This is a genomic window from Bacillus sp. LQ16, assembly GCF_057784645.1.
This window is the reverse complement of sequence record NZ_CM173491.1, coordinates 2,589,909-2,610,446: the sequence shown is the minus strand read 5'-3', so window position 1 is coordinate 2,610,446 and position 20,538 is coordinate 2,589,909. Positions and strand designations below refer to the sequence as shown.

Annotated in this window: 15 protein-coding genes, 5 pseudogenes and 1 riboswitch; of the genes and pseudogenes, 8 read left to right on the top strand and 12 right to left on the bottom strand. The window is 32.3% G+C overall.

The window, feature by feature from the left end:
* Positions 1-114: 114 nt before the first annotated feature.
* A complete protein-coding gene (locus AC3EMB_RS12990) occupies positions 115-414 on the top strand; it encodes a hypothetical protein (protein WP_488517749.1) in 300 nt (99 codons plus the stop codon).
* A gap of 255 nt (positions 415-669) precedes the next feature.
* Here AC3EMB_RS12990 and AC3EMB_RS12985 read toward each other — a convergent pair.
* Both AC3EMB_RS12985 and AC3EMB_RS12980 read right to left on the bottom strand, forming a co-directional pair.
* A pseudogene (locus AC3EMB_RS12985) lies at positions 670-899 on the bottom strand (DNA-entry nuclease).
* A gap of 59 nt (positions 900-958) precedes the next feature.
* Positions 959-1,193, bottom strand: a pseudogene (locus tag AC3EMB_RS12980) (hypothetical protein).
* 581 nt (positions 1,194-1,774) lie between these two features.
* Between AC3EMB_RS12980 and AC3EMB_RS12975 the strand changes: the two are divergent.
* The 4 genes and pseudogenes from AC3EMB_RS12975 (at position 1,775) to AC3EMB_RS12960 (ending at position 6,061) form a co-directional block, all read left to right on the top strand.
* The gene (locus AC3EMB_RS12975; RefSeq protein WP_000796393.1) at positions 1,775-2,239 is read left to right on the top strand and encodes a hypothetical protein; all 465 of its coding nucleotides are present in this window, start codon (positions 1,775-1,777) and stop codon (positions 2,237-2,239) included.
* Positions 2,240-2,546: 307 nt separating this feature from the next.
* Complete coding sequence (locus tag AC3EMB_RS12970) at positions 2,547-3,011, top strand: hypothetical protein (RefSeq protein WP_001109248.1); 465 nt, start codon at positions 2,547-2,549, stop codon at positions 3,009-3,011.
* A 301-nt stretch (positions 3,012-3,312) separates the two neighbouring features.
* Positions 3,313-3,719 (top strand): annotated as a pseudogene (locus tag AC3EMB_RS12965) (magnetosome magnetite crystal formation protein family).
* 353 nt (positions 3,720-4,072) lie between these two features.
* Complete coding sequence (locus AC3EMB_RS12960) at positions 4,073-6,061, top strand: YVTN family beta-propeller repeat protein (RefSeq protein WP_488517748.1); 1,989 nt, start codon at positions 4,073-4,075, stop codon at positions 6,059-6,061.
* A 301-nt stretch (positions 6,062-6,362) separates the two neighbouring features.
* Here AC3EMB_RS12960 and AC3EMB_RS12955 read toward each other — a convergent pair.
* Positions 6,363-6,476: pseudogene (locus tag AC3EMB_RS12955) on the bottom strand (DUF3954 domain-containing protein).
* A 196-nt stretch (positions 6,477-6,672) separates the two neighbouring features.
* Here AC3EMB_RS12955 and AC3EMB_RS12950 point away from each other — a divergent pair.
* Both AC3EMB_RS12950 and AC3EMB_RS12945 read left to right on the top strand, forming a co-directional pair.
* A pseudogene (locus tag AC3EMB_RS12950) lies at positions 6,673-6,978 on the top strand (tyrosine-type recombinase/integrase); the annotation flags it as partial.
* Between the two features lie 136 nt (positions 6,979-7,114).
* A complete protein-coding gene (locus tag AC3EMB_RS12945) occupies positions 7,115-8,383 on the top strand; it encodes a LytS/YhcK type 5TM receptor domain-containing protein (protein WP_488517747.1) in 1,269 nt (422 codons plus the stop codon).
* Positions 8,384-8,475: 92 nt separating this feature from the next.
* Here the strand turns inward: AC3EMB_RS12945 and AC3EMB_RS12940 are convergent, their stop codons facing one another.
* From AC3EMB_RS12940 to AC3EMB_RS12925, 4 genes are all read right to left on the bottom strand, one after another.
* Entirely contained in the window at positions 8,476-8,583 is a 108-nt protein-coding gene (locus AC3EMB_RS12940; protein ID WP_000120182.1) for a YjcZ family sporulation protein, read from the bottom strand.
* Between the two features lie 136 nt (positions 8,584-8,719).
* Positions 8,720-9,520 carry an energy-coupling factor transporter transmembrane component T family protein gene (locus AC3EMB_RS12935; RefSeq protein WP_089171135.1) on the bottom strand — a complete coding sequence of 267 codons (801 nt, stop codon included), beginning with the start codon at positions 9,518-9,520 and terminating at the stop codon, positions 8,720-8,722.
* Positions 9,513-11,213, bottom strand: coding sequence for an ABC transporter ATP-binding protein (locus tag AC3EMB_RS12930; protein WP_095690804.1), 1,701 nt, complete (start codon positions 11,211-11,213; stop codon positions 9,513-9,515). Before AC3EMB_RS12930 ends, AC3EMB_RS12935 begins: the two co-directional genes overlap by 8 nt.
* A 10-nt stretch (positions 11,214-11,223) precedes the next feature.
* Positions 11,224-11,772: an ECF-type riboflavin transporter substrate-binding protein gene (locus tag AC3EMB_RS12925; protein WP_095690805.1), complete on the bottom strand. Its 549-nt coding sequence runs from the start codon at positions 11,770-11,772 to the stop codon at positions 11,224-11,226.
* A gap of 139 nt (positions 11,773-11,911) precedes the next feature.
* Positions 11,912-12,027: riboswitch (SAM riboswitch) on the bottom strand.
* Between the two features lie 153 nt (positions 12,028-12,180).
* Here AC3EMB_RS12925 and AC3EMB_RS12920 point away from each other — a divergent pair.
* Positions 12,181-12,861 (top strand): aspartate/glutamate racemase family protein, encoded by a 681-nt coding sequence (locus AC3EMB_RS12920; protein ID WP_053564339.1) that lies wholly within the window; start codon positions 12,181-12,183, stop codon positions 12,859-12,861.
* A 90-nt stretch (positions 12,862-12,951) separates the two neighbouring features.
* Here AC3EMB_RS12920 and AC3EMB_RS12915 read toward each other — a convergent pair whose 3' ends face one another.
* The 5 genes from AC3EMB_RS12915 to AC3EMB_RS12895 all read right to left on the bottom strand — a co-directional run bounded on the left by AC3EMB_RS12915 (position 12,952) and on the right by AC3EMB_RS12895 (position 20,427).
* Entirely contained in the window at positions 12,952-14,139 is a 1,188-nt protein-coding gene (locus AC3EMB_RS12915; RefSeq protein WP_488517746.1) for a macrolide family glycosyltransferase, read from the bottom strand.
* Positions 14,140-14,397: 258 nt separating this feature from the next.
* Entirely contained in the window at positions 14,398-14,928 is a 531-nt protein-coding gene (gene lepB / locus AC3EMB_RS12910; protein ID WP_488517745.1) for a signal peptidase I, read from the bottom strand.
* Positions 14,929-15,004: 76 nt separating this feature from the next.
* Positions 15,005-17,131 (bottom strand): peptidoglycan D,D-transpeptidase FtsI family protein, encoded by a 2,127-nt coding sequence (locus AC3EMB_RS12905; protein WP_088022279.1) that lies wholly within the window; start codon positions 17,129-17,131, stop codon positions 15,005-15,007.
* Positions 17,132-17,365: 234 nt separating this feature from the next.
* Positions 17,366-19,153, bottom strand: a complete 1,788-nt coding sequence (locus AC3EMB_RS12900) for a PAS domain-containing sensor histidine kinase (RefSeq protein ID WP_053564341.1) — start codon at positions 19,151-19,153, stop codon at positions 17,366-17,368.
* Between the two features lie 422 nt (positions 19,154-19,575).
* Positions 19,576-20,427 (bottom strand): Cof-type HAD-IIB family hydrolase, encoded by an 852-nt coding sequence (locus AC3EMB_RS12895; protein WP_000766393.1) that lies wholly within the window; start codon positions 20,425-20,427, stop codon positions 19,576-19,578.
* Between the last annotated feature and the right edge of the window lie 111 nt (positions 20,428-20,538).

The window sequence follows — 20,538 nt, the reverse complement described above, 5'->3', positions numbered from 1 at the left end:
TTAAACAAAAGGCTTATTTTGTTTAAAAATTCATTCCAATTTATAACCACTATATTTTTCCTATATTTTCTATTACAATTTAATAGAAATATTTTGATAACAAAGGAGCAACCTATGAAGCATAATATAAATCTATGGTCTTTTATTTTTTCATTCATTTGCATTGCTTTTTTTCTTATATATCTTGAAATATGCACACCTGAAATGAATGCGTCGTTTATAAATATCGTTTATTTTCACCCTTTATTTTTTGTACTCATTTTTTCAATAGGAACTTTTTTTGCTGGTATTAAAGGCTTCTCTAAAACAGGTAATTGGATAACAATGCTTAGAAGCATAGTAACAGTTCTGCTAACATTGTTATTATCAGTGTTTTTAACACTAACTTTAATCATTGGTTATGCATTAAGTTAAATGTAATTCTTCACGAATAAAACTAAATATTACGTCAATACTATATATGACATTAGATTTTCTCCTTGTTCCCCCTTGGAGATGAGCAGTTAGTTTTTGTTAACTACTCTTATTTTCTACAATTGGTTTCATTTACCTGATGTATTTAACGTAATATTAAGTTACGATATAAACGAATAAAATATATTTGGCTGTTATACCATTACCCTAGGAAACTAGGGTTTTTATTTCTATAAAATGAAATTTTTATTGTAATTACTCACCTATAGTTTTATATTTTTCAAACATTCCTTCCGGAGAGTATTTACTAGCTGCCTTATCATTAATTCCGTTCTTCCTAATGCTAAAGCAATTTCCTTCACCTTTCCGAATCCATAATACTTATATATGTAGGCTAATCCTTTCGTTGTATACGGCTTCTTATGATTCGGATGGTAATCGGGATGATACTTCATTCGGCCCTGCGCATCATATTGAACTTCCACCTTGATCACTTTCCTTTCAAATGAAGTTTTTATTAAGCTACTTGATAAGCTTTACAAACTCATGATTCATCTTCGTCTGCATCAATCCGCAAAGAATATTTCTACCTTCAATTTCAAACCATTCTTCATTACAGCCGTCGCCTCAAATACTCCGCTTATATGATCAAATTTCTTGATATCCTCGTCCTCTAACATTCCGAATTCTTCTGGGAGACTATCGTAGAATTTTTCTACTGCATTTTCTAAATCATACTGACTTTTATATGTTTGTTCGTGAATTAACTGGACCTCCATTTTCATCCTCCTTTTCTAATAAAATAGCGTTTTTGTTTAGTTTCACTCTAAAAGTAAAATTTTCATTTTTTCATTCAACCAAGTTCATAACATATTCTTTTCCCCCGATAAAATAATGATTAGGTGTCCCATGCGCATTTTATTCATTGGAAATAATACCTTTCACGTACTTACGTATTAGAAACTTCATTTCTGCTTCTTCTCCACTAGCAATTTTGTTCACTTTTTTGATACATTTATGAAACATTCACATGTTATCTTCAATATGTTCTATTCTTTTTGAAAAACCATGTGAGAATACCAAAATAAGAAGCCCTAGAGCCCTAACTCTAGGGCTTCTTGTTTTCAAATAAGGATTTTGCTAAAAAACTACACATTTATTAAGAACATGCATAAAATATAATGTGGTATTCTTTTTCAATATTAATGTTTATCCGAGAGCGCCTTGAATGGCGCTCTTTAATTTCCAAATAACATTTTTAGATAATTACGAGAGCGGATTTTATTATGTTGTACAAGCATTACTTCACTTTATTAAATAGACTATATAGATATTTAAAAGAAGGGAGCTTTAAATTCATATGGCTGATTACTTTTATAAAGATGGTAAAAAATATTATAAAAACCAATCACATTCCAACAATCAAAAAAATAACTGTTTTATTGAAACTCATACGATAGCTGGTTCTGCAGAAAATGAAAATGGAAATATACCTGTGTCAGTTTTCCTTGAAACCACCGCTCCACAAACTGTATTTGAGGATTTTACAAACAATCATAACAAAACATTAATTCAGTTATTCGTTGTCGGTATGAGTGCACCCGTTCAAGTAACTATTCTAACAAGAAGATCTAGCGTACCAATTACTACTACATTACAACCTGTTCAAACAAAAATATTTCAAGTTGAAGATTTTCAAAGTCTTACTCTTACAAAGCAGGAAGGTTCTACTAGTGTAGTTAGTTTATTTGTTCAAAAAACATTTTGTATATGCTGTAACGATAATAACGATTCATGTGATGAATATTACCAAGAATGTAATTGATAGATTAAATCACCAGAAAAACCCTTTATATAAAGGGTTCTTTTCCTTTTACTCCCCTCATTTTCCCGTTTTTTATTAAAATAACGATTTTATTATGTTTCCTAACTTACAGTAATGTCCTTAAAAAACATTCATATATATTTATCAGATGCACTTTTAAATTCCAGAGTATCAAATACTTTTAAAAGTTAACTGACCAACAATATTCGACTTATCTTTAAAAACTTATTAAAAATCACTTAGATACAAAAAAGCTACGTTTTATATAGGATAAAAAATTATCTTACGCAAAGGAGCTTGATTATTTGTGAATTACCAAAATGATAATAACTCTAACATTCACAAACCTTGCACTTGTCCATCCCCCACGGCTAACAGTTTAAATGTTGTTCAAACTACCCCATCAATAGTCTCAGTAAATTCTGCGATTCCACTAGATACCGTGGTAAATTCTAATGGTACGGCAATCTCATTCACACCACCAACAACTGTTTTACTTGAAGGTGGAAGAACCTATTTGGCAATCTATGAAGTGCAAGTTATCATTCAACCAGGAGGTAATTCGGCAGGTATCACTATGTATCTGAATAATAATCCAATCATTGGCTCTGGTACTTCTCTGGGATATACTGCAGGATTCACTTCTGTATCAGCACCCGCTATTTTCACTACACCTTTAGGTATAACAAGTACTCTTACTGTTAATGTAGGACCATATTCTAATACATTAAATACATTGGGCTTAACTCTTGCTGTTGTAGCATTAACATAATAAAATGTAAAACTCTCTAAAATGATTTTATTTATCCCTTAACTGTCTATTGGGCTAGCCTCTAAGAACTCCACATAACTACATATAGAAAAAGAACATTATTTGGTTCCATAGTACTAGGTGACTCGGCTAGCACAATTGCTGAGTCACCTATTTATCTATAACAAAATAAAGCATTTGTTTAATTTATTACTTGTTCTTTTTAATGCATTATTCTATTACAATTCATTTTCATGTTATAATTACCAACAGTACATATTTTAATAGGCACAACAAATCTCATAAATATAGGAGGACCTTAATAATCCTAACTCAAGAAAAGAACATAAAATTAATTATGCATTTTCTTACATTATTATCTTTTTTTATTCTTATTTTCTTTAGTGTCACAATTTTTTATATACCTTTGGTTTTCTATTTTGTATGTAAATCACAAAACATTCGGAAAAATATTCTTGAAGCTGTTTTTTTCAACTATTCATTTGGATAATTACAGTGATTTGGAATCTTTTCATAATAAGAATCTTAATGCTATTTTGGTCTAATTTAGACTTAGCTTCAAATAACGCTTTGATTATTTTCGGGGTAGCTTCTTTATATCTAATACTGTTTCTCTTGTTAATTTTTGGACCTATAAAAGGAATTTTATATGTGCTACAAGAAAAAGACTTTCATTATCCTATTATTTCTAAATGGATTAACAAATAAAAATACGTGTAGAAGAATTCAGAGTTTCACTGAATTCTTTTTTTATAGATCTTTTAAAATCTTTTACATCTTCCTTCATTCCTTCTTTTTAATAAACTTCAACTTTTATTACAATAACGCTTTTTTAAAATACAATCGTTTTTCTATAAACTTTGTAACCTTCATTTCCTTTCCTATGATTACAATTTCCTACTAGCAACCAAGTATTGGCTATATCCCCCATATGAACACCTCAATTTTATTGGCATATACTTTGAAGGAAAAAACATTTCAATTAAACATATACCTACAAATTCAGTTGCTAATAATTTACCAAAAATTACTTAACATTTAATTTTTTAAAGGAGGTATTTATGAGATATAATCGAAAATCAAATTCGTGTGATAAATTTCAGCAACCCTGCTTTGTTTCTATATCCCCTTGTGATCAAAGTAATTGCTGTACACCTGTTTTTTTCTCGAATGCTCAACAACAAGAATTATTGCAAATAATAAATCAATTAAATCAAGCCATCCTTTCTTTTTTCACAACACCAAATCCAACAACTATACAAATACTCCAATCAGCATTACAGGCATTAAATGATTTATTAATAGCAGTACAACCAAATACACCAAATAGAAATTTAGTTATAAGAACTATAAATCAATTAATTAATTCTTTACCTACCGCATCTCTCACTCAAATCTCAGCATTATTCCAATTTCTATTCCAAAGCTTGTCTTCACTTATAAGTTGTTCAAATATATCGGACCCCTTATTACAGCAAACATTCAACTTAATTTTACAAGGAATCTTAAATAGTTCGCTATTAAGTAACATCGGAACACCGGGGCCGACTGGAGCCACTGGACCTAGAGGATTTCCTGGACCTAGAGGCGCTCAGGGTTCTCAAGGTGTGCAAGGAATTCAGGGGCCGGAAGGACCAGAAGGACCGGAAGGACCTCAAGGTGTGCCAGGGATTCAGGGACCGGAAGGGCCTGAAGGGCCTCTAGGACCTCAAGGTGTAGAAGGACTTCAGGGGCCGGAAGGACCAGAAGGACCGGAAGGACCTCAAGGTGTACAAGGGATTCAAGGACCTCCAGGACCACCTGGGCCTACTGGTTCAGGGACCGGAATGGGAATTCCTGGACCACCGGGACCTACTGGGCCTCAGGGTATCCAAGGGATTCAAGGACCGGAAGGACCGGAAGGGCCCACTGGACCTCAGGGTGTACAAGGAATTCAAGGGCCGGAAGGACCGGAAGGAGCCACTGGACTTCAGGGTGTGCCAGGAATTCAAGGGCCGGAAGGACCACCAGGAGCCACTGGACCTCAAGGTGTGCAAGGAATTCAAGGGCCGGAAGGACCACCGGGACCTACCGGAGATTGTGATTGTCCACCGGGACCTACTGGACCGACCGGACCTACCGGGCCAACCGGACCTGCATGTAATTTCCTAGTATATGCTACAAATGCAGGACTCATAGATGACCCTACAAATGATACAGTATCTGTAATTAACACCGGAACAAATATAGTAGTTGATACAATTACTGTAGGTAATGCACCACTTGAAGTAACAGTTTCACCAAATGGAGCTCGTGCTTATGTTACTAATATTTTTTCTAATACCGTTTCCGTTATTGATACTGCTACGAATACTGTTATCGCTACCATTCCTGTTGGAACTAATCCAATAGGTGTAGCTGTTTCTCCAAATAACACAACTGTTTATGTTGGAAATCATGGTAATAATACGGTTTCTGTCATTAATGCGGCAACAAACACAGTTATTAATACTATTCCTGTTGGCATCGCTCCACAAGGGATTACTGTTTCCCCAAATGGTGCCTTTGCATATGTTGCAAACGAATTAAGCAACACAATTTCTGTCATTAATACTGCTACCAACACAGTTATTGCTACCATCCCTGTTGGTATTCGTCCTAGAATAATCGTGTTTACACTAGATGGTACTCGTGCGTATGTCACAAATCAAAACAGCAATACGGTTTCTGTTATTAACACCGCTACCAATGCAGTTATTAATACAATTAACGTAGGTACCGAACCTGTTGGCATAGATATTACACCGGGTGGAAACCTTATTTACGTTGTAAATAAAGTTAGCAATAATGTATCGGTAATAAATGTGGCGACAAATACTGTGATTGATACAATTTCTGTTGGTTTATCCCCTGATCAAGTAACCATCATACCTGATGGCACTCGAGCATATGTTACAAATCAAGCTAGTAATACTGTTTCCGTTATTGATATTGCTACGAATACTGTTATCACTAATGTCCCAGTAGGTGTCGCTCCAACCGGAATAGCTACTGGAACTATTTGTGAATAAAATAAAGAAGTGCTAGCTGTTGTTAGCTGATCTCTTTCTATAAAACCCAAATCACATACCAATTAATTTACTAACATTAAATTTTTTAGAATTTAATAATAATATTTACCTATAAAACCATTACCCTTATACAAAGAGCTATGAGCCTTTCCACTCATGACTCTTTTTTTTACGATTTTCACTTCACATCTACGCGATTTTGACTAGCTTCTCGACTAAATCCGTCTGGGTATCTTTCTAAAAATAATCATTTTATCTTTTCAGCAAACTTAGTATCTACACGATCAACCTTACCGTTTATCTAAACCGCGACTTGCTCACCAAATCCGCTCATTGGTGGATTGACTACTGTTACATTTTCGTCCTAAACTATTAAAAGTTTGTTGCTACTAACATCAATTTCTACTTTTTTCATATGTCCATCTACCTTTTACTACCACATGTACTCAACAACATCAGTTTTAAAAGCCACTTCCCAAATAAACTCTTACTGGAATTACTACACGACCTAGCTCGTCCACTTTTCTTGAAACACCTGTTTTTTCATACCTTACTTTCCTTTAGTATTTTTATATTTATTTAGAATCTCATGCAAACGTTTCTTATTACCAATCAGTTCTGCTTATCAAGATTTAGATTTAATTAATTGTAATAAATCAGGTGGGGGGTTATGCAGAAATGCTTTCAAGGAAAAATTTTATAAGGAAATAAAAAATGCAGCAGTGAAAAAAATTAAAACTCGTAATTTAAGACATCCACACTCAACTATACTATTGAAACAAAGAGTTAATCCTAAAATTATCAGTGAGAGATTAGGTCATACAGACATTTCATTAACTCTTAGGATTTATTCTCATGTTTTACCGAACATGCAGGAAGAAGGAGTAAAAAATTTTAGTAAAAGTATCTTTGGATAGCTAACGTTTGAGAAATATTTGCATTTTATAACAAAAAGCCAAACTAATCTTGTATTAACAAGGTTTATTCACCTTAACATATGTTATTATGTATAATACATATGTTAAGTAAATTCAGAATAACGAGGCAAATATTATGGACTTTGTTTATATTAATCAAAACGTATTAAATAATCTTCTATACATTTTATGTAGTATATTTGTTTTTTATTTCATATATGATAGCAGGCATTATTTGAAAAAATACAAAATATTACTGATTACCCTTTGTTCTAGTATCCCGCTTATTTTATGTATGCGATACCCTATCTATATGGATGAAAGTTGTATTCATGATTTAAGACAAATTCCGGTCATAATAGGTACGCTTTATGGTGGATTCCCTGTCGGTATCATATTGTTTACAATTTTATTAATTACAAGATTTATATTTTATGGCTTTAATATGCTGACAGTCGTTGTTTACGGAATAATGTTCATCGTTACAGCACTCGCATCTTCAAAATTTAATACATATAATAGAAAGCTTAAAGTAGCTTTTTCCATGTTTTTAACCTTTTTCCTAGCAATATTTACAACTGTAATTGTATTAACTTTATCAGATTTTGAAGTGAATAATTTGTATATTATTTATTTCATGGTATTACCGACTACTTTAATGTTATTTATTGTTTATATAAATGAAGTTATAAAAGATGCTGTATTAATGCGCTCAAAATTAATTAAAATAGAAAAAATGGAGATTGTTAGCCAACTCGCTGCAAGTATATCGCACGAAGTAAGGAATCCTTTAACGGTTGTAAAAGGATTTACACAGCTTTTAAAAACACCAAATTTAACTCCTGAATCAAGAGACGAATATATTAAACATATACTTGAAGAGTTAAATCGTGCCCAAGAAATTATCGATGATTACTTAACGTTTGCCAAACCTGCTCCAGAAAAATTAGATCAAATTTCAGTAAAGCAAGAGTTAAATCGAGTTATTAATATGATATTGCCATTGTGTAATATGAATACGATACATATTACACAGGATTTTTCTGAGGCAACCATTGTTGGTAATAAACAGCACTTTCAACAATGTTTTTTAAACTTAATAAAAAACAGTATTGAAGCAATGCCGAATGGTGGTACCTTAAATATTTCCTCATCTATCAATAATAGTAAAGTTGAAATACGAATTGAAGATAGCGGAGTTGGAATGTCACAGGAGCAAATACATCGATTCGGTGAACCGTATTTTAGTACAAAAACAAAAGGAACTGGTTTAGGTACGATGGTTGCTGTTAAAATTATTGAGACGATGCATGGAAGTTTAAAAATCCGAAGTATCGTTAGTAAAGGAACGACTTTAACGATTACGGTCCCGAAATATAGTGAGAATACGCATTTAAACAAATAAAAAAGGAGCATAGTTGCTCCTTTTTTATTTGTTTCGATACATAAGTATCTTCAATGTTTTTTTAGTTTACATTTGTGAAGACTAATTAAAAATTAGTATCCTCCGCCCCAGCAGCTGCATCCTACAATTATTAATAGAATGAATAACACAACTAGTAAAGCGAAACCTCCACCAAAACCACAAGAACCACCGTAACTCATATTTTCTCCTCCTTTTGGTTTGAAAACTAATAGGTAGTTGATCATTTTAACTGGTTCGTATTATACATTATGTGTATATCCCTTTTTTGAGCATGTCTACATAAAAATAAGTAAAAGCACTCGTTTAAAGAGTGCTTTAAAATGGATACCAAAAGTTTTGAAATACGTTTAATTTTAAATATACCGCAACAATGAATATGAAAACACCGGCAAATAAAGCGATGAAATCTTCACGTTTCGCCTTACTTGTATAAAACCATGTACGTTTATCCTTCTTTCCAAATCCTCTTAAATCCATTGCATTTGAAACCGTATCTATTCTTTCTAGAGAATGAATGATTAGTGGCCAGAAAATTAAAACACGGTTCTTCATACGAACCCATAAACTTGCTTCTCCTTTTTCAAAAGCCACTCCTCTCGCTTCTTGCGCGTGTTTAATAATTTTATACTCAGACTGGATGTCAGGAATATAACGTAGTGCAATATTTATTGCATATGTAATCTTATAATGGATACCAAGTTTACTTAAACTACTTACAAATTCGCTTGGATCTGTCGTGTATATAAAAAGAAGTGTAAATGGTAATAACGTAAAATACTTTAATGAAAGTGTAGCTGCATAAAATAATGTTTCATATGTAATCGTTGCATATCCAATATGTAAAAACGAGGTATATGATTCAGTTAATTCAGATCCATGAGTTGGTGTAATAAATAAAATCATGACAGAGTTTAATAAACTAAATGTAAATATGACACTAAAAACAATTAAAATTTTATGAAATGGAATTTTAGCAATGCTGAGTCCGATACACCCGATGATAAATAGTATTAGCAACACCCGAAAATCAAAAAACAAAAAAGTAAGCGTCATACAAAAAATAAATAAAAACAATTTCACTACCCCATCCATACGATGAAAATATGTACTATGCACCTTCCTCCCTCCTATTACTATCTAAATAAAGTTCCATAAATTTTTCCGGACATGCAATCCCACTAAATTTAACAAGCTTGGTTAAAGAACTCTCTCTTAAGTTAGCTATTTGTAACGTTTCTTGATCACCAAATACATTAGACACTGTATTATCCGCAATAATTTTCCCTTCATGTAGAACTACTGCACGGTCTGCATATTCTAGTGCGAGATTCATATCGTGAGTGATAAAAATAAATGAAATACCCTTCTTAGCTAGTTTTTTAATAAACGACATAAATTGTTTATAATGATAATAATCTTGTCCCGCTGTCGGTTCATCTAATATGATAAGCTTAGGATTTGTTGTTAATACAGATGCGATTGTTAATCTCTTTTTTTGCCCATAGCTTAGTGCTTGAATTGGCCAATTACGAAATGGATATAAACCACAAATTTTTAAAGTTCCTTCTACTCTATTCTTAATTTCTTCCTTAGAAAAATTATGTAATGTTAATGTAAATGAAACTTCTTCAAAAACAGTAGGCTGTGTAATCATATGATTTGGATTTTGCATCACGTAAGATATGATTTCCCCACGTTTACGAATAGACCAAGAACTAATATTTTCACCTTCTAACAAGATTTTCCCATTTTTCATTTTGTTTATGCCTATAAGACTATGAGCTAATGTGGATTTCCCTGCTCCATTATGTCCCAACAGTGCCACAATTTCTCCTTCATATATTGAAAGGTTTACATTTTCTAATACTTTTTGTTTATTAGGGTATGAAAATGATAAATTCTCCACTTTAAGTAATTCCTTGTTTTTAGTATTACCTTTTAATATGACTTGTTTCTCCATCCACTCTTTTAGAACGTTGCCTATCTTTTCTTTTTGAAGGTTTTCCATTGGATATATTACGTCATTATTACGATCAAAATGTAATCTCTTTAATGCTTCGATGTAAATAGGCTCTCTTAAGCCAATACGTGGCAATATATTTGACGCTAAGATTTCTTTTGGTGTTCCTATTGCAATGACTTTACCTTCATCAATTAATATAACTTTGTCTAAATCCAGCTTTAAAATTTCTTCTATCCTATGTTCGATAATAACAATCGTTTTATTATATTGCTCATGTATATCTTTCATAAGTTCTATCGTATGTACGGCGCTTAGTGGATCTAAGTTCGCTAACGGTTCATCGAACAATAATATATCCGCATTTGTTGTTAATAAACCAGCTAGAGAAACTGTTTGCTTTTGACCTCCTGATAATTCATGTGGACTTTGTTTATGAAACGTATGCATCTTCACCTTTCTTAATGAGTCCGAAACAATCTTTTTCATATCATCTTGCTTTACACATTCATTTTCTAAATAAAAAGCTACATCTTCTTCTACTGTCAGACCAATAAATTGAGCATCTTGATCTTGCAAAATTGTTCCTACCTGCTTACTTTGTTCAAAAATACTTCCTTCCCTCGGGTCTTTACCGGCAATTAAAACGTTACCTGTACTAGTCCCTTCGTAAGAAAATGGGATTAGCCCATTTATACAATGAGCTAATGTCGACTTTCCTGAACCACTTCGTCCAGCAATTAGTACTTTTTCCCCAGGGTATATATGAAAGGTAATATCACTTAAAGTAGGCTGCGCAGCATGCCCATATTGAAAGGTGAATTGTTCAAACGAAATAATTGGTTTCATGTTAACATCCCTACTTTTCAATTTTTAAATGTGTATGTTTCTTATTAGATTTTGTCAAGCCAATTGTAAGTGGCAATCCAACTACTAAGAAAACGATAACATCGGAAATTGTTGCTCCTAATACTTGTATAACAATTTTGTCAAATGGTTCTCCCATCACAATAATATCGAATGCCCCAGCAAATATAATAGCAATGACAATACCAACTAACCCAGTAATTGCTAAATAAGAAATATGCCCCTTGTTAAACGACCCGTTTTTCACACTAAAACCAACTCTTTTTTGAATAAGACCCATCGAAAAACCAATAATCCCTGAACTAATAACCCAGCCCCACCAAATCCCCCATCCAGCAATCGTATCTGTTACGGTATGACCGATAAGTCCGATTAAGAGTCCTGCCACTGGACCAAATAATGCTCCAAAAACAGTTAATATAGCTAATGCTGGTTTAATAAATGTATTCGGTGCAATAGAAAATCCCCAAAGTCCTAATATCCCGTATAATGCTGCTCCAATACCGATTGCTACTACTAACTTTGTTGATAATTTGTTCATTACAATTCCCCTCTCATATTAGTCAACTTTTATTACTCTATATTTAATTTAAAAATGAATTATGCATCTACACTCCCTTTCTATACAACAAAAAATGACCTCTTATATAAGAGGTCATTTTCTTTCACGTTCAAGAATCCTCTTATCTTTCAAAAAACACAACGTGTCCTCTGCGGAATTAGCACCTTCCTATAAAATTGCATAGGGGTTGCTGAGGTTTCTTAGGGCCGTTCCCTCCACCTCTCTGGATAAGTATTAATTTGTAATTCGTATTATGGCACTAAAAAGTGTAAATTTCAACACTTTTCTTACTATTTTTATTTTTTGTTAAATGGCGCATTTAAATCATTGTATTCTTATCGGAATTGTGAAATAATGAATTCAAAATCGTTTCGGGAGGAATGCATTATGAAAGTGATTGGTTTGATTGGAGGATTAAGTTGGGAATCTACATCATTATACTATAAACATATTAATACGCTTACACTCTCTCAATACGATCAAAATGCAAAGTTAGTTTTATATAGTATGGATTTTGGTGAAGTAACTACTTTATTACAAAACCATCAATATGAAGAAGTGAAAAATGAACTAGTTACAGTTGCAAAGAAAGTTGAAAAATCTGGGGCTGAATGTTTATTAATGTGTTCAAATACCGTACATCTATTTGCCGAGGAAGTAGAACAAGCAATATCTATCCCGCTTCTTCACATTGGTGATGTAAGTGCTAAAGAAATGGTAGAACAGAATATAAAACGTATCGGACTATTAGGAACAAAACAAACGATGGAGCAAGATTTCTATAAATCACGATTAGCGAAATATAACATTGAGACAATTATCCCCAATGACGAGGAAAGAACTTTTATCCACCATGTCATATTAGATGAATTAAGTAGAGGGATTATTTCAGAAACATCTAAAGAAGAGTTATTACAAATTACAAAATCATTAATTCAAAATGGTGCTGAAGGTATATTATTAGGCTGCACTGAAATACCTTTACTCATCTCCCAAAATGATCTCACTGTTCCCGTTTTTGATACTGCTTTTTTACATGCAAATACTGCTGTGCAATTTGCTGGATAAGAATATACAAGCATAAAGGTGAGAACCTCTATGCTTGTATAAAGTTATGACTATTTATCCTGCTATTTGCAGGCAGTAAAGCCCCACCAATTAAATTTTTACTTTATTTAAAAGAGATTCAATAACTGCAATTGCTTCTTTTGAACCACCACATTCTAAAAAGCTATCATTAAGTTTTCTTATACCATGTTTATACTTTTCATTTGAAAGAACATCTGTTACGGCCTCTTTTAAAGTGTGTACATTAACATGTTCTTTCAATAGTCTATGTGCCGCTTCAAGCTCAGTTAATCTTTGCGCTATCATAGGCTGATCTTTATCATGCGGTATTATTACAAATGGGACATTATAATGAATGGCATCGTGTACGCTATTCATACCACCATGTGTAATAAAAACATCTGCTTCATTTAATATTTCTGATTGAGGTACGTATGGAGCAATTATAAAATTATCTGGCGCTTGCTTTATTTTTGAAATATCATTTCTATCACCAATTGCCATTACAACTATCCCATCAAAATCTGAAAAAGTATCAATACAAGTATTAAAGAATGGTTCGAGTCCTTCAAGCAGTGTTCCCATTGAAATGTAAATAACTTTCTTCTCTTTAAGTGATTCCAGTGGAAACTTTATATTTGTTTTACGCTTTGAAATGCTCGGTCCAATAAAAATGTTATTTTCTCCGAACGATTCGCTATTAGGTTGGAAATAACGACTTGTGTATACGAAACAAACATCACCCTTATTATTCATAAATTGAAGATTATTCTTTGGTTTTACTCCAAATTTATGTTCCATCTGATTTAGTAATTTTTCAGAGATCTCCTCTGGTTGGAATGGTATATCTGCATTTGGATGAAAAGGTAATGTCTTCAAAAACTCTGAAGGAATTAAAAATATAGGTGAGGAAACTACACCTGGAACTTGTAAATACTCCTTTACTAACTCTCCCGCGCCAAATATATCATAAATTACGAAATCAAAATTTATACTTTCACATAATTTTTTCGTAATTTCCAATATATATAAAGAAGTTTGAACATGCACATGAAAGAAAGCATTTAATCCAGATGAAGTTTCAGCATCAATAGAAATCTCCTTTAATAGATCTGGATGAGTATGTACAGTAGCTCCTAAATCTTCAATTCTATCCTTAAAGTTTGCCGTTGTAATATAATGTACGTGATCCCCTCGTTCAGTAAAGGCTTTTACTAAATTTAATGTAGGGTTTACATGTCCCTCTGCTGGAAAATTAACCACTAAAATATTTAGCACTTATTCCTCACTCCTTATATTTCACTGTTTTAATTAAGCATACTGTTATTTGTACATATAATCGTCCCCTAATAGTCCTAAAGTGCTTGTTACATTATGTTGATAAATAATTTTCAGTCATCAACATAAAAAAAGCATCTACCTATGTAGATGCCTAACCGTGATAAGGAGTGTTCTGTGAGGTTAGAACAAGCTTTTCTGCTTGTCCTATGCTATCAATATATGATTTATTTTATAAAATGTGAATCGTTAATAGAATTATTTTATCCATTTTATATGATCAAATGGATAAAATACCATTTCTACCTTACCTATTATATTTGACTCATCAATAAGTCCAAGTGTATTCCTACTATCTTTACTATGATTACGATTATCACCTAACACAAATAATTTATGCGTAGGAACGTTTATTTCTCTAAAATTTGAAAAACGATTGGATACTTGTAACATATCTAAATGTATATACGACTCATCACGCTTTTTACCGTTAATATATACCTCAGCCTCTTTTAATTGTATATTATCCCCCGATAATCCAATAATTCGTTTCACATAGTAAGTAGGCTCGTCTTCTTTTTTTATGATGACAACATCCCCATGATGAAAAGACGATAAACAGACGTTTACCTTATTAACAAGTATATAATCTTTTTCATTTAAAGTAGGTTGCATCGAAATTCCTTCTACCATACAAAATAAAAATGACTTATTAATAAAAATAACCCCTATTATAATTAAGATGTAGCTACATATGTTCCTCCAATATTTTAGAATATACAGCTTCATATATACCTCATTTCCAATCTATTCCCAGGTAAAAACGCCTCTAGTTCACATGAATGCTAGAGACGTTTCGTCCATTTTAATTCTCTTTAGAGTTATCTGTTTTTGGCGCTTCACCAGTTAATCGCTTATTTTTCAAATCAAAATAAGCATCTAAAACTTCTTTTCCAATATCGGAGTTAATGCCCGATTTATCATTTTCAACCCACGGTACTACAACAGAAAATGCTACTTCTGGATCATCATATGGCGCATATCCAGCCAATGTTAAGTTATAACATTCTCTACGATCGCCTTTCGCATTTCGCCCAATTTCATTTTCTCCACCATATACAGTTTGTGCGGTCCCTGTTTTACCAGCTGGTTTATATGGTGCTTTTTGGAACGCTCTTACTCCCGTTCCATCTCCTTCTTGAAATACTTTTCTAAATCCTTCTTTTACTTGATTAATATATTCTTGTTTCATATCGATTCTATTTAAAACAACGGGTTCTATTGATTGTACTACTTTACCAACCTCATCTTTTTGAACGGTTTGTTCTCTAATTTCTTGAACAATTTGCGGTTTCATTCGATACCCTCCATTTGCGATAGTCGAAATATATTGTGCAAGCTGAAGTGGTGTATACGTATCATATTGTCCAATAGAATAATCTAATAAGAAACCAGGCTGATTATCTTTTCTTCCAATTTGGCCTGCAGTTTCATTTGGTAAATCAATACCAGTTTGTACGCCTAGTCCAAATTGCCTGAAATAATACCTCATTTTATCAAAATATTCTTGTTTAATATCTAGCGAACTATTTTTTACATAATCCACTCCAGCAATTTTTAATGCTATATTAAACATATAAACGTTTGAAGATACTTGTAACGCTCTTAGATCGTCTATATCACCAAAATTTTTCCAAGACTTCTTCTCCTTAGTTCCTTTAAACTTCATAGGTGCATCATAAAAATGTGTTCCAGGAGTTATTGCATTTGTTTCAAATCCTGTTAACACTGTCGCACCTTTAACCGTGGATCCAAGCTCATAAGAACTAGTCAGCGTGCCTAAAGCGTAATCTTCTACTTCCATTTTCCCGTCTTTTTCTACAAGCTTTTTCCCAGCCATTGATAATACTTGACCATTTTTTGGATTCATCATCACTACGAAAGCACGGTCTAACATTGATTCTGATCCTTTATATTGTTTTAATATTTTTTCTATGCTCTCCTCTACTTTTTTTTGCAATTCCATATCTATTGTTAAAGTTAAATTTTTACCGCTTTTCCCTTCAGTAACAGTTTCCGTTCTAATAGTATTTCCTTGTTTATCAGCAATGCTTCTTACTTCTTTTTTTGTACCATGAAGTACATCTTCGTATTGCTGTTCGATATAACTTTTGCCGACCCTATCATTTCGACTATAATCACGCACTAAATAATAATCTAATCTTTCACGTGGCAATCCTTCATCAGCATTTGAAACGTTACCAAGGACAGAACGGAATAGACCATCATTTACATAGATTCTCTCCCAATCAACTGATGCATCTACCCCTGGAAGGTTCGCTAAATTTTCACTAATCACCGCATATTCCTGTTCACTAACGTCCTTTTTAATAATTTGAGGTGCCATTTGAAAACCTGAGGTCATTTTACTTTTAATAGCTAACACTTCTATATCTTTAGCTGTTAGTTCTTGAAGATTTTTATCTGTAACGCGCTTCCTTTTTAAATCTTCTATTTTTTTGTCTAGCTCTTTTCCTGTAATATCCTTATTTCGGAACTTATCTATTTCTTTTTTGGATACTAAGTCTTGAGCAAGTTCTGGATTTAATTGCATCCAAAAGTCTTTCTTATCAGTCTCAGTTAACTTATCAATATCTTCTTGTGGCATTTCAATAATGTCTGCAAGTTGTCTTGCTGATTTTAATATTTCTTCTTGTTTTACACCTTTCACCTTTGTATATGTAATCGTACGTAAAGACTTATTATCAACTACTGGATTTCCTTCACGATCAAATATTTTCCCACGTGGTACAGAAAGGCCCACGGTTGCATTTTCTCTCTTCTCTACTTCATTTTTATATGTTTCTCCATCAAAAATTTGCACTTTCCCTAACTGAATAATAATGCCAGAAAATAATAAAAATACACAAAGGAATAAAATATTTAACCGGAGAGGTACTACTCTACCACTTTTCTTCTCTTGCTTTTTCACCTTGTCATAATCTCCTCCTTACAATATTCCAAATAATAATCATATTTCTATATTAAAAGTAATGTACAATTTCTATACATTGCTTTGTACAAATATTAATATAATGTTTAAAACTTAATAGAAATTAAAACAAAGGTAAAGAAAAGGTAAAGTTTACTAAATTAAATATAAAAAATACCCAATAACAAAAAGTTTAGTTTTCACTAATCGCTTTGTTATTGGGTATTAATTGATTTAAGAATTACTACTAGTGCGTATCGCTATACATTTGTCGTCACAATTAGAAAGAGATTGTTTATTTAGTACTTTCGGTAAGTAAATAGTTACTGTTGTCCCGACCCCAACCTCGCTCATGATACTAATTGTCCCTTGATGACTTTCAATAATTTTATAACTTAACATTAATCCAATACCAGTCCCTTTTTCTTTCGTACTATAAAAAGGTTCACCTAATCTCTTAATTCTTTCTTCAGGTATTCCTATTCCTTCATCTATTACATGAATAATGACACCATCATCATTTATTTCTTTTATGTGAATTGAAATTCCCCCACCATTTGGCATAGCTTCGATTGAATTTTGCAAAATATTAATAAATACTTGTTTCAATTGATTTTCTGAGCATTCAATAATTATATCTTTGTCACCCGTAAAAAGTTCAACTTGAATATTTGTCATAATTGCTTTTGTATTCATTAACGATACGACATTTTTAAAAATTTGATAAATATTTTTCTTTTCTGTATTTATCTCATCTGTTTTAGCGATTGATAGAAATTCTTGTAGGATTGCTTCTATCCTTTCAATTTCAGAAAGCATAAGATCAAAATATCTTTCTTGATCTTCTTTATTAATTTGGAATAACTGTATAAAACCTTTAATTACAGTTAAAGGATTTCTTACTTCATGAGCCACGCCAGCTGCTAATTGACCAATTGCTGCAAGCGTATCTGATTTGTTTAACAATTCTTCTGTCTTTTTTCGCTCTGTAATGTCGCGTACAATAATCATAATTTTATCACGTAATAATGGTAAGCACCTAGCTTCAAAGAAATCAATACTTCCATTAAGTGTGAGTGGATATTCTACAATTACATTCGTTCCTTTTTCCTTCACTTGATTAATGGCTTCCTGAAACTGCTGTGCTACTGAAGATGGTAATACTTCGTAAAACTTTTTTCCCATAAAAGCTTCTGCGGGTACGTAAAACTTCGTAGGAGATCCTGCCTTGTAATCAATAATCGTACCATCATCTTCTGTTAAGAAACATAAATCTGGTAAAGCTTTAAAAATTAATTCCAGTTCAGATGTTTGTTGTTTTAACTGCTCTTCTATCGCTTTTAAATGCGTAATATCTACACCAACAGCCCAATAACTATATCCTGTTACAGGAAACTGTTCTGATATATTCGACCACATTATTGTTTTGATTTCACCATTTTTACATGTTAAGTGCATTTCCCAATCTCTGAAATTTTTTCCACAAGTTAAAAATTTCTTTTGTATTTGATGGCGATAATTATGATCAGGATACAATAATTGCAGTGCATTTGGATTTCCAATTATTTCTTCAGCGGTATAACCTGTTACGATTTCGCATTCTCGGTTCCACAAAACAAAATCTCCATTATAATCAAGCGCATCGACCATAACAGGCATGTTTTGTAAAATCGTATGTAGTTCCTCCTCTTTCCGAGAAAGCAACGTTGTATTTTTACTTTGAAATACTTTTATTGCACCATCTAAAATTAAACTTGAGAGCATTTCAAAGTATTTTTGACAACTGAAAATTTCACTTTTTTTGGACCATACAACAAAAGATCCTAAATGTTGATTGTATAAGAAAATGGGGATTTCAATCTTTGGAAGTTTACTCTTTTTTATCTCATTCATTCCGAATGAAAAAACACACTCTTTTTCAGCATCAAGAAGTTGATGTGATATGTTAGTTAATTTATAAAATTGTTCTGCCATGGTTTCTATTGTACTCACATCAATAAGTTCCATTAGCCGCGAATTCATTCTTTGTTCACCTCAATATGTAAAATTAATACAAATCTAAAATTCATACTTCTCCATTATACGAAGAAAGCTAGTGTAGGTATATAGCTGTAGAATAATTATTCGAACAAATTTTATTTTTCAATTAAAACAAGAAAAGAATATATTTCGTTCATTCCTCATTTATTGTCTAGGTAACTTGAATTCCTCCTTACATTCACTGAATTTTCACTTGAGAGTCATACGCGTCACTAATAGCGGTATAAACATGCAATAAGTATAAAGTTCATAAAATATTCACAATTTTTATGAAAAATATACACATTTATTCCAATATATTCTATATAATAAAATGTAATAAGGCTTCTATGAATCTCATAGAATACCTTACCCCTAATAAAAAAGAAAAAAGAATCCATTTGGATTCTTTTTTCTTTTTTTAATTACATTACATATTTATATAAAGCATGTGCCACACCATGTTCTTCATTTGATAACGTTTCGTATTTACACATTGCTTTTATTTCTTCAACTGCATTTCCCATTGCAATTGATATATTCGCTTTTTCCATCATAGAAACATCGTTTAGTCCATCACCTATCGCTACAGTGTTTTCAACCGGAATATTAAGATGTTCTGCTAAAGTATATAATCCATTCCCTTTTTGAGCATCTCGATGATTAATCTCTAAATTGTGCCAATATGAAGATGTAATTGCTAAATCTGTATTATGAAGAAATGTTTCTTTTAGTTTTTTTAATTTCTCAATATCATAAGAAAATGGTAATAGTTTATGCACATGTATATCTGTTTCTACAATTGGTTTACAACTTTCCGCACTATGAAACGCTGTATGCTCAAGATATAATGCTGCGATTGTTTCTAACTCTTTCAAGTCGAAATTTTCTTTTGAATTCTTCACATACTCAATTTCATTACGTACACTCTCTACTCCATAATCCGGTACATACACACCTTTATCAGTATAAAGCTGATAATATAAACCATTCTCTTCAAGATATTCTACAATTTCAAGTGCCTGCATATTTTGAATTGGATATCTCTTCATCATTTTTTTATCTTTATATATAAGAGCCCCATTTTCCGCAATGATTGGACACTCTAAATTAACTTCTAACAATAATCGCTCAATGTCAACAATAGAACGTCCTGTACAAATTGCTACAACATGGCCAGCTTCTTGACATGTTCGAATTGCTTCTGCATTTTCTTTACTTATCATTTTATTCCCCGAAAGAAGAGTTCCATCTAAATCAATTGCGATTAATTTCATTATTTCTTCACCACTTTCTATAAATACACGAGTTCTAATTAATTATTAGGTATCGTTTCCATACAATCCTCGTGAGGTACTTCTTATTTATAATTTATGAAAAGCGTTTCA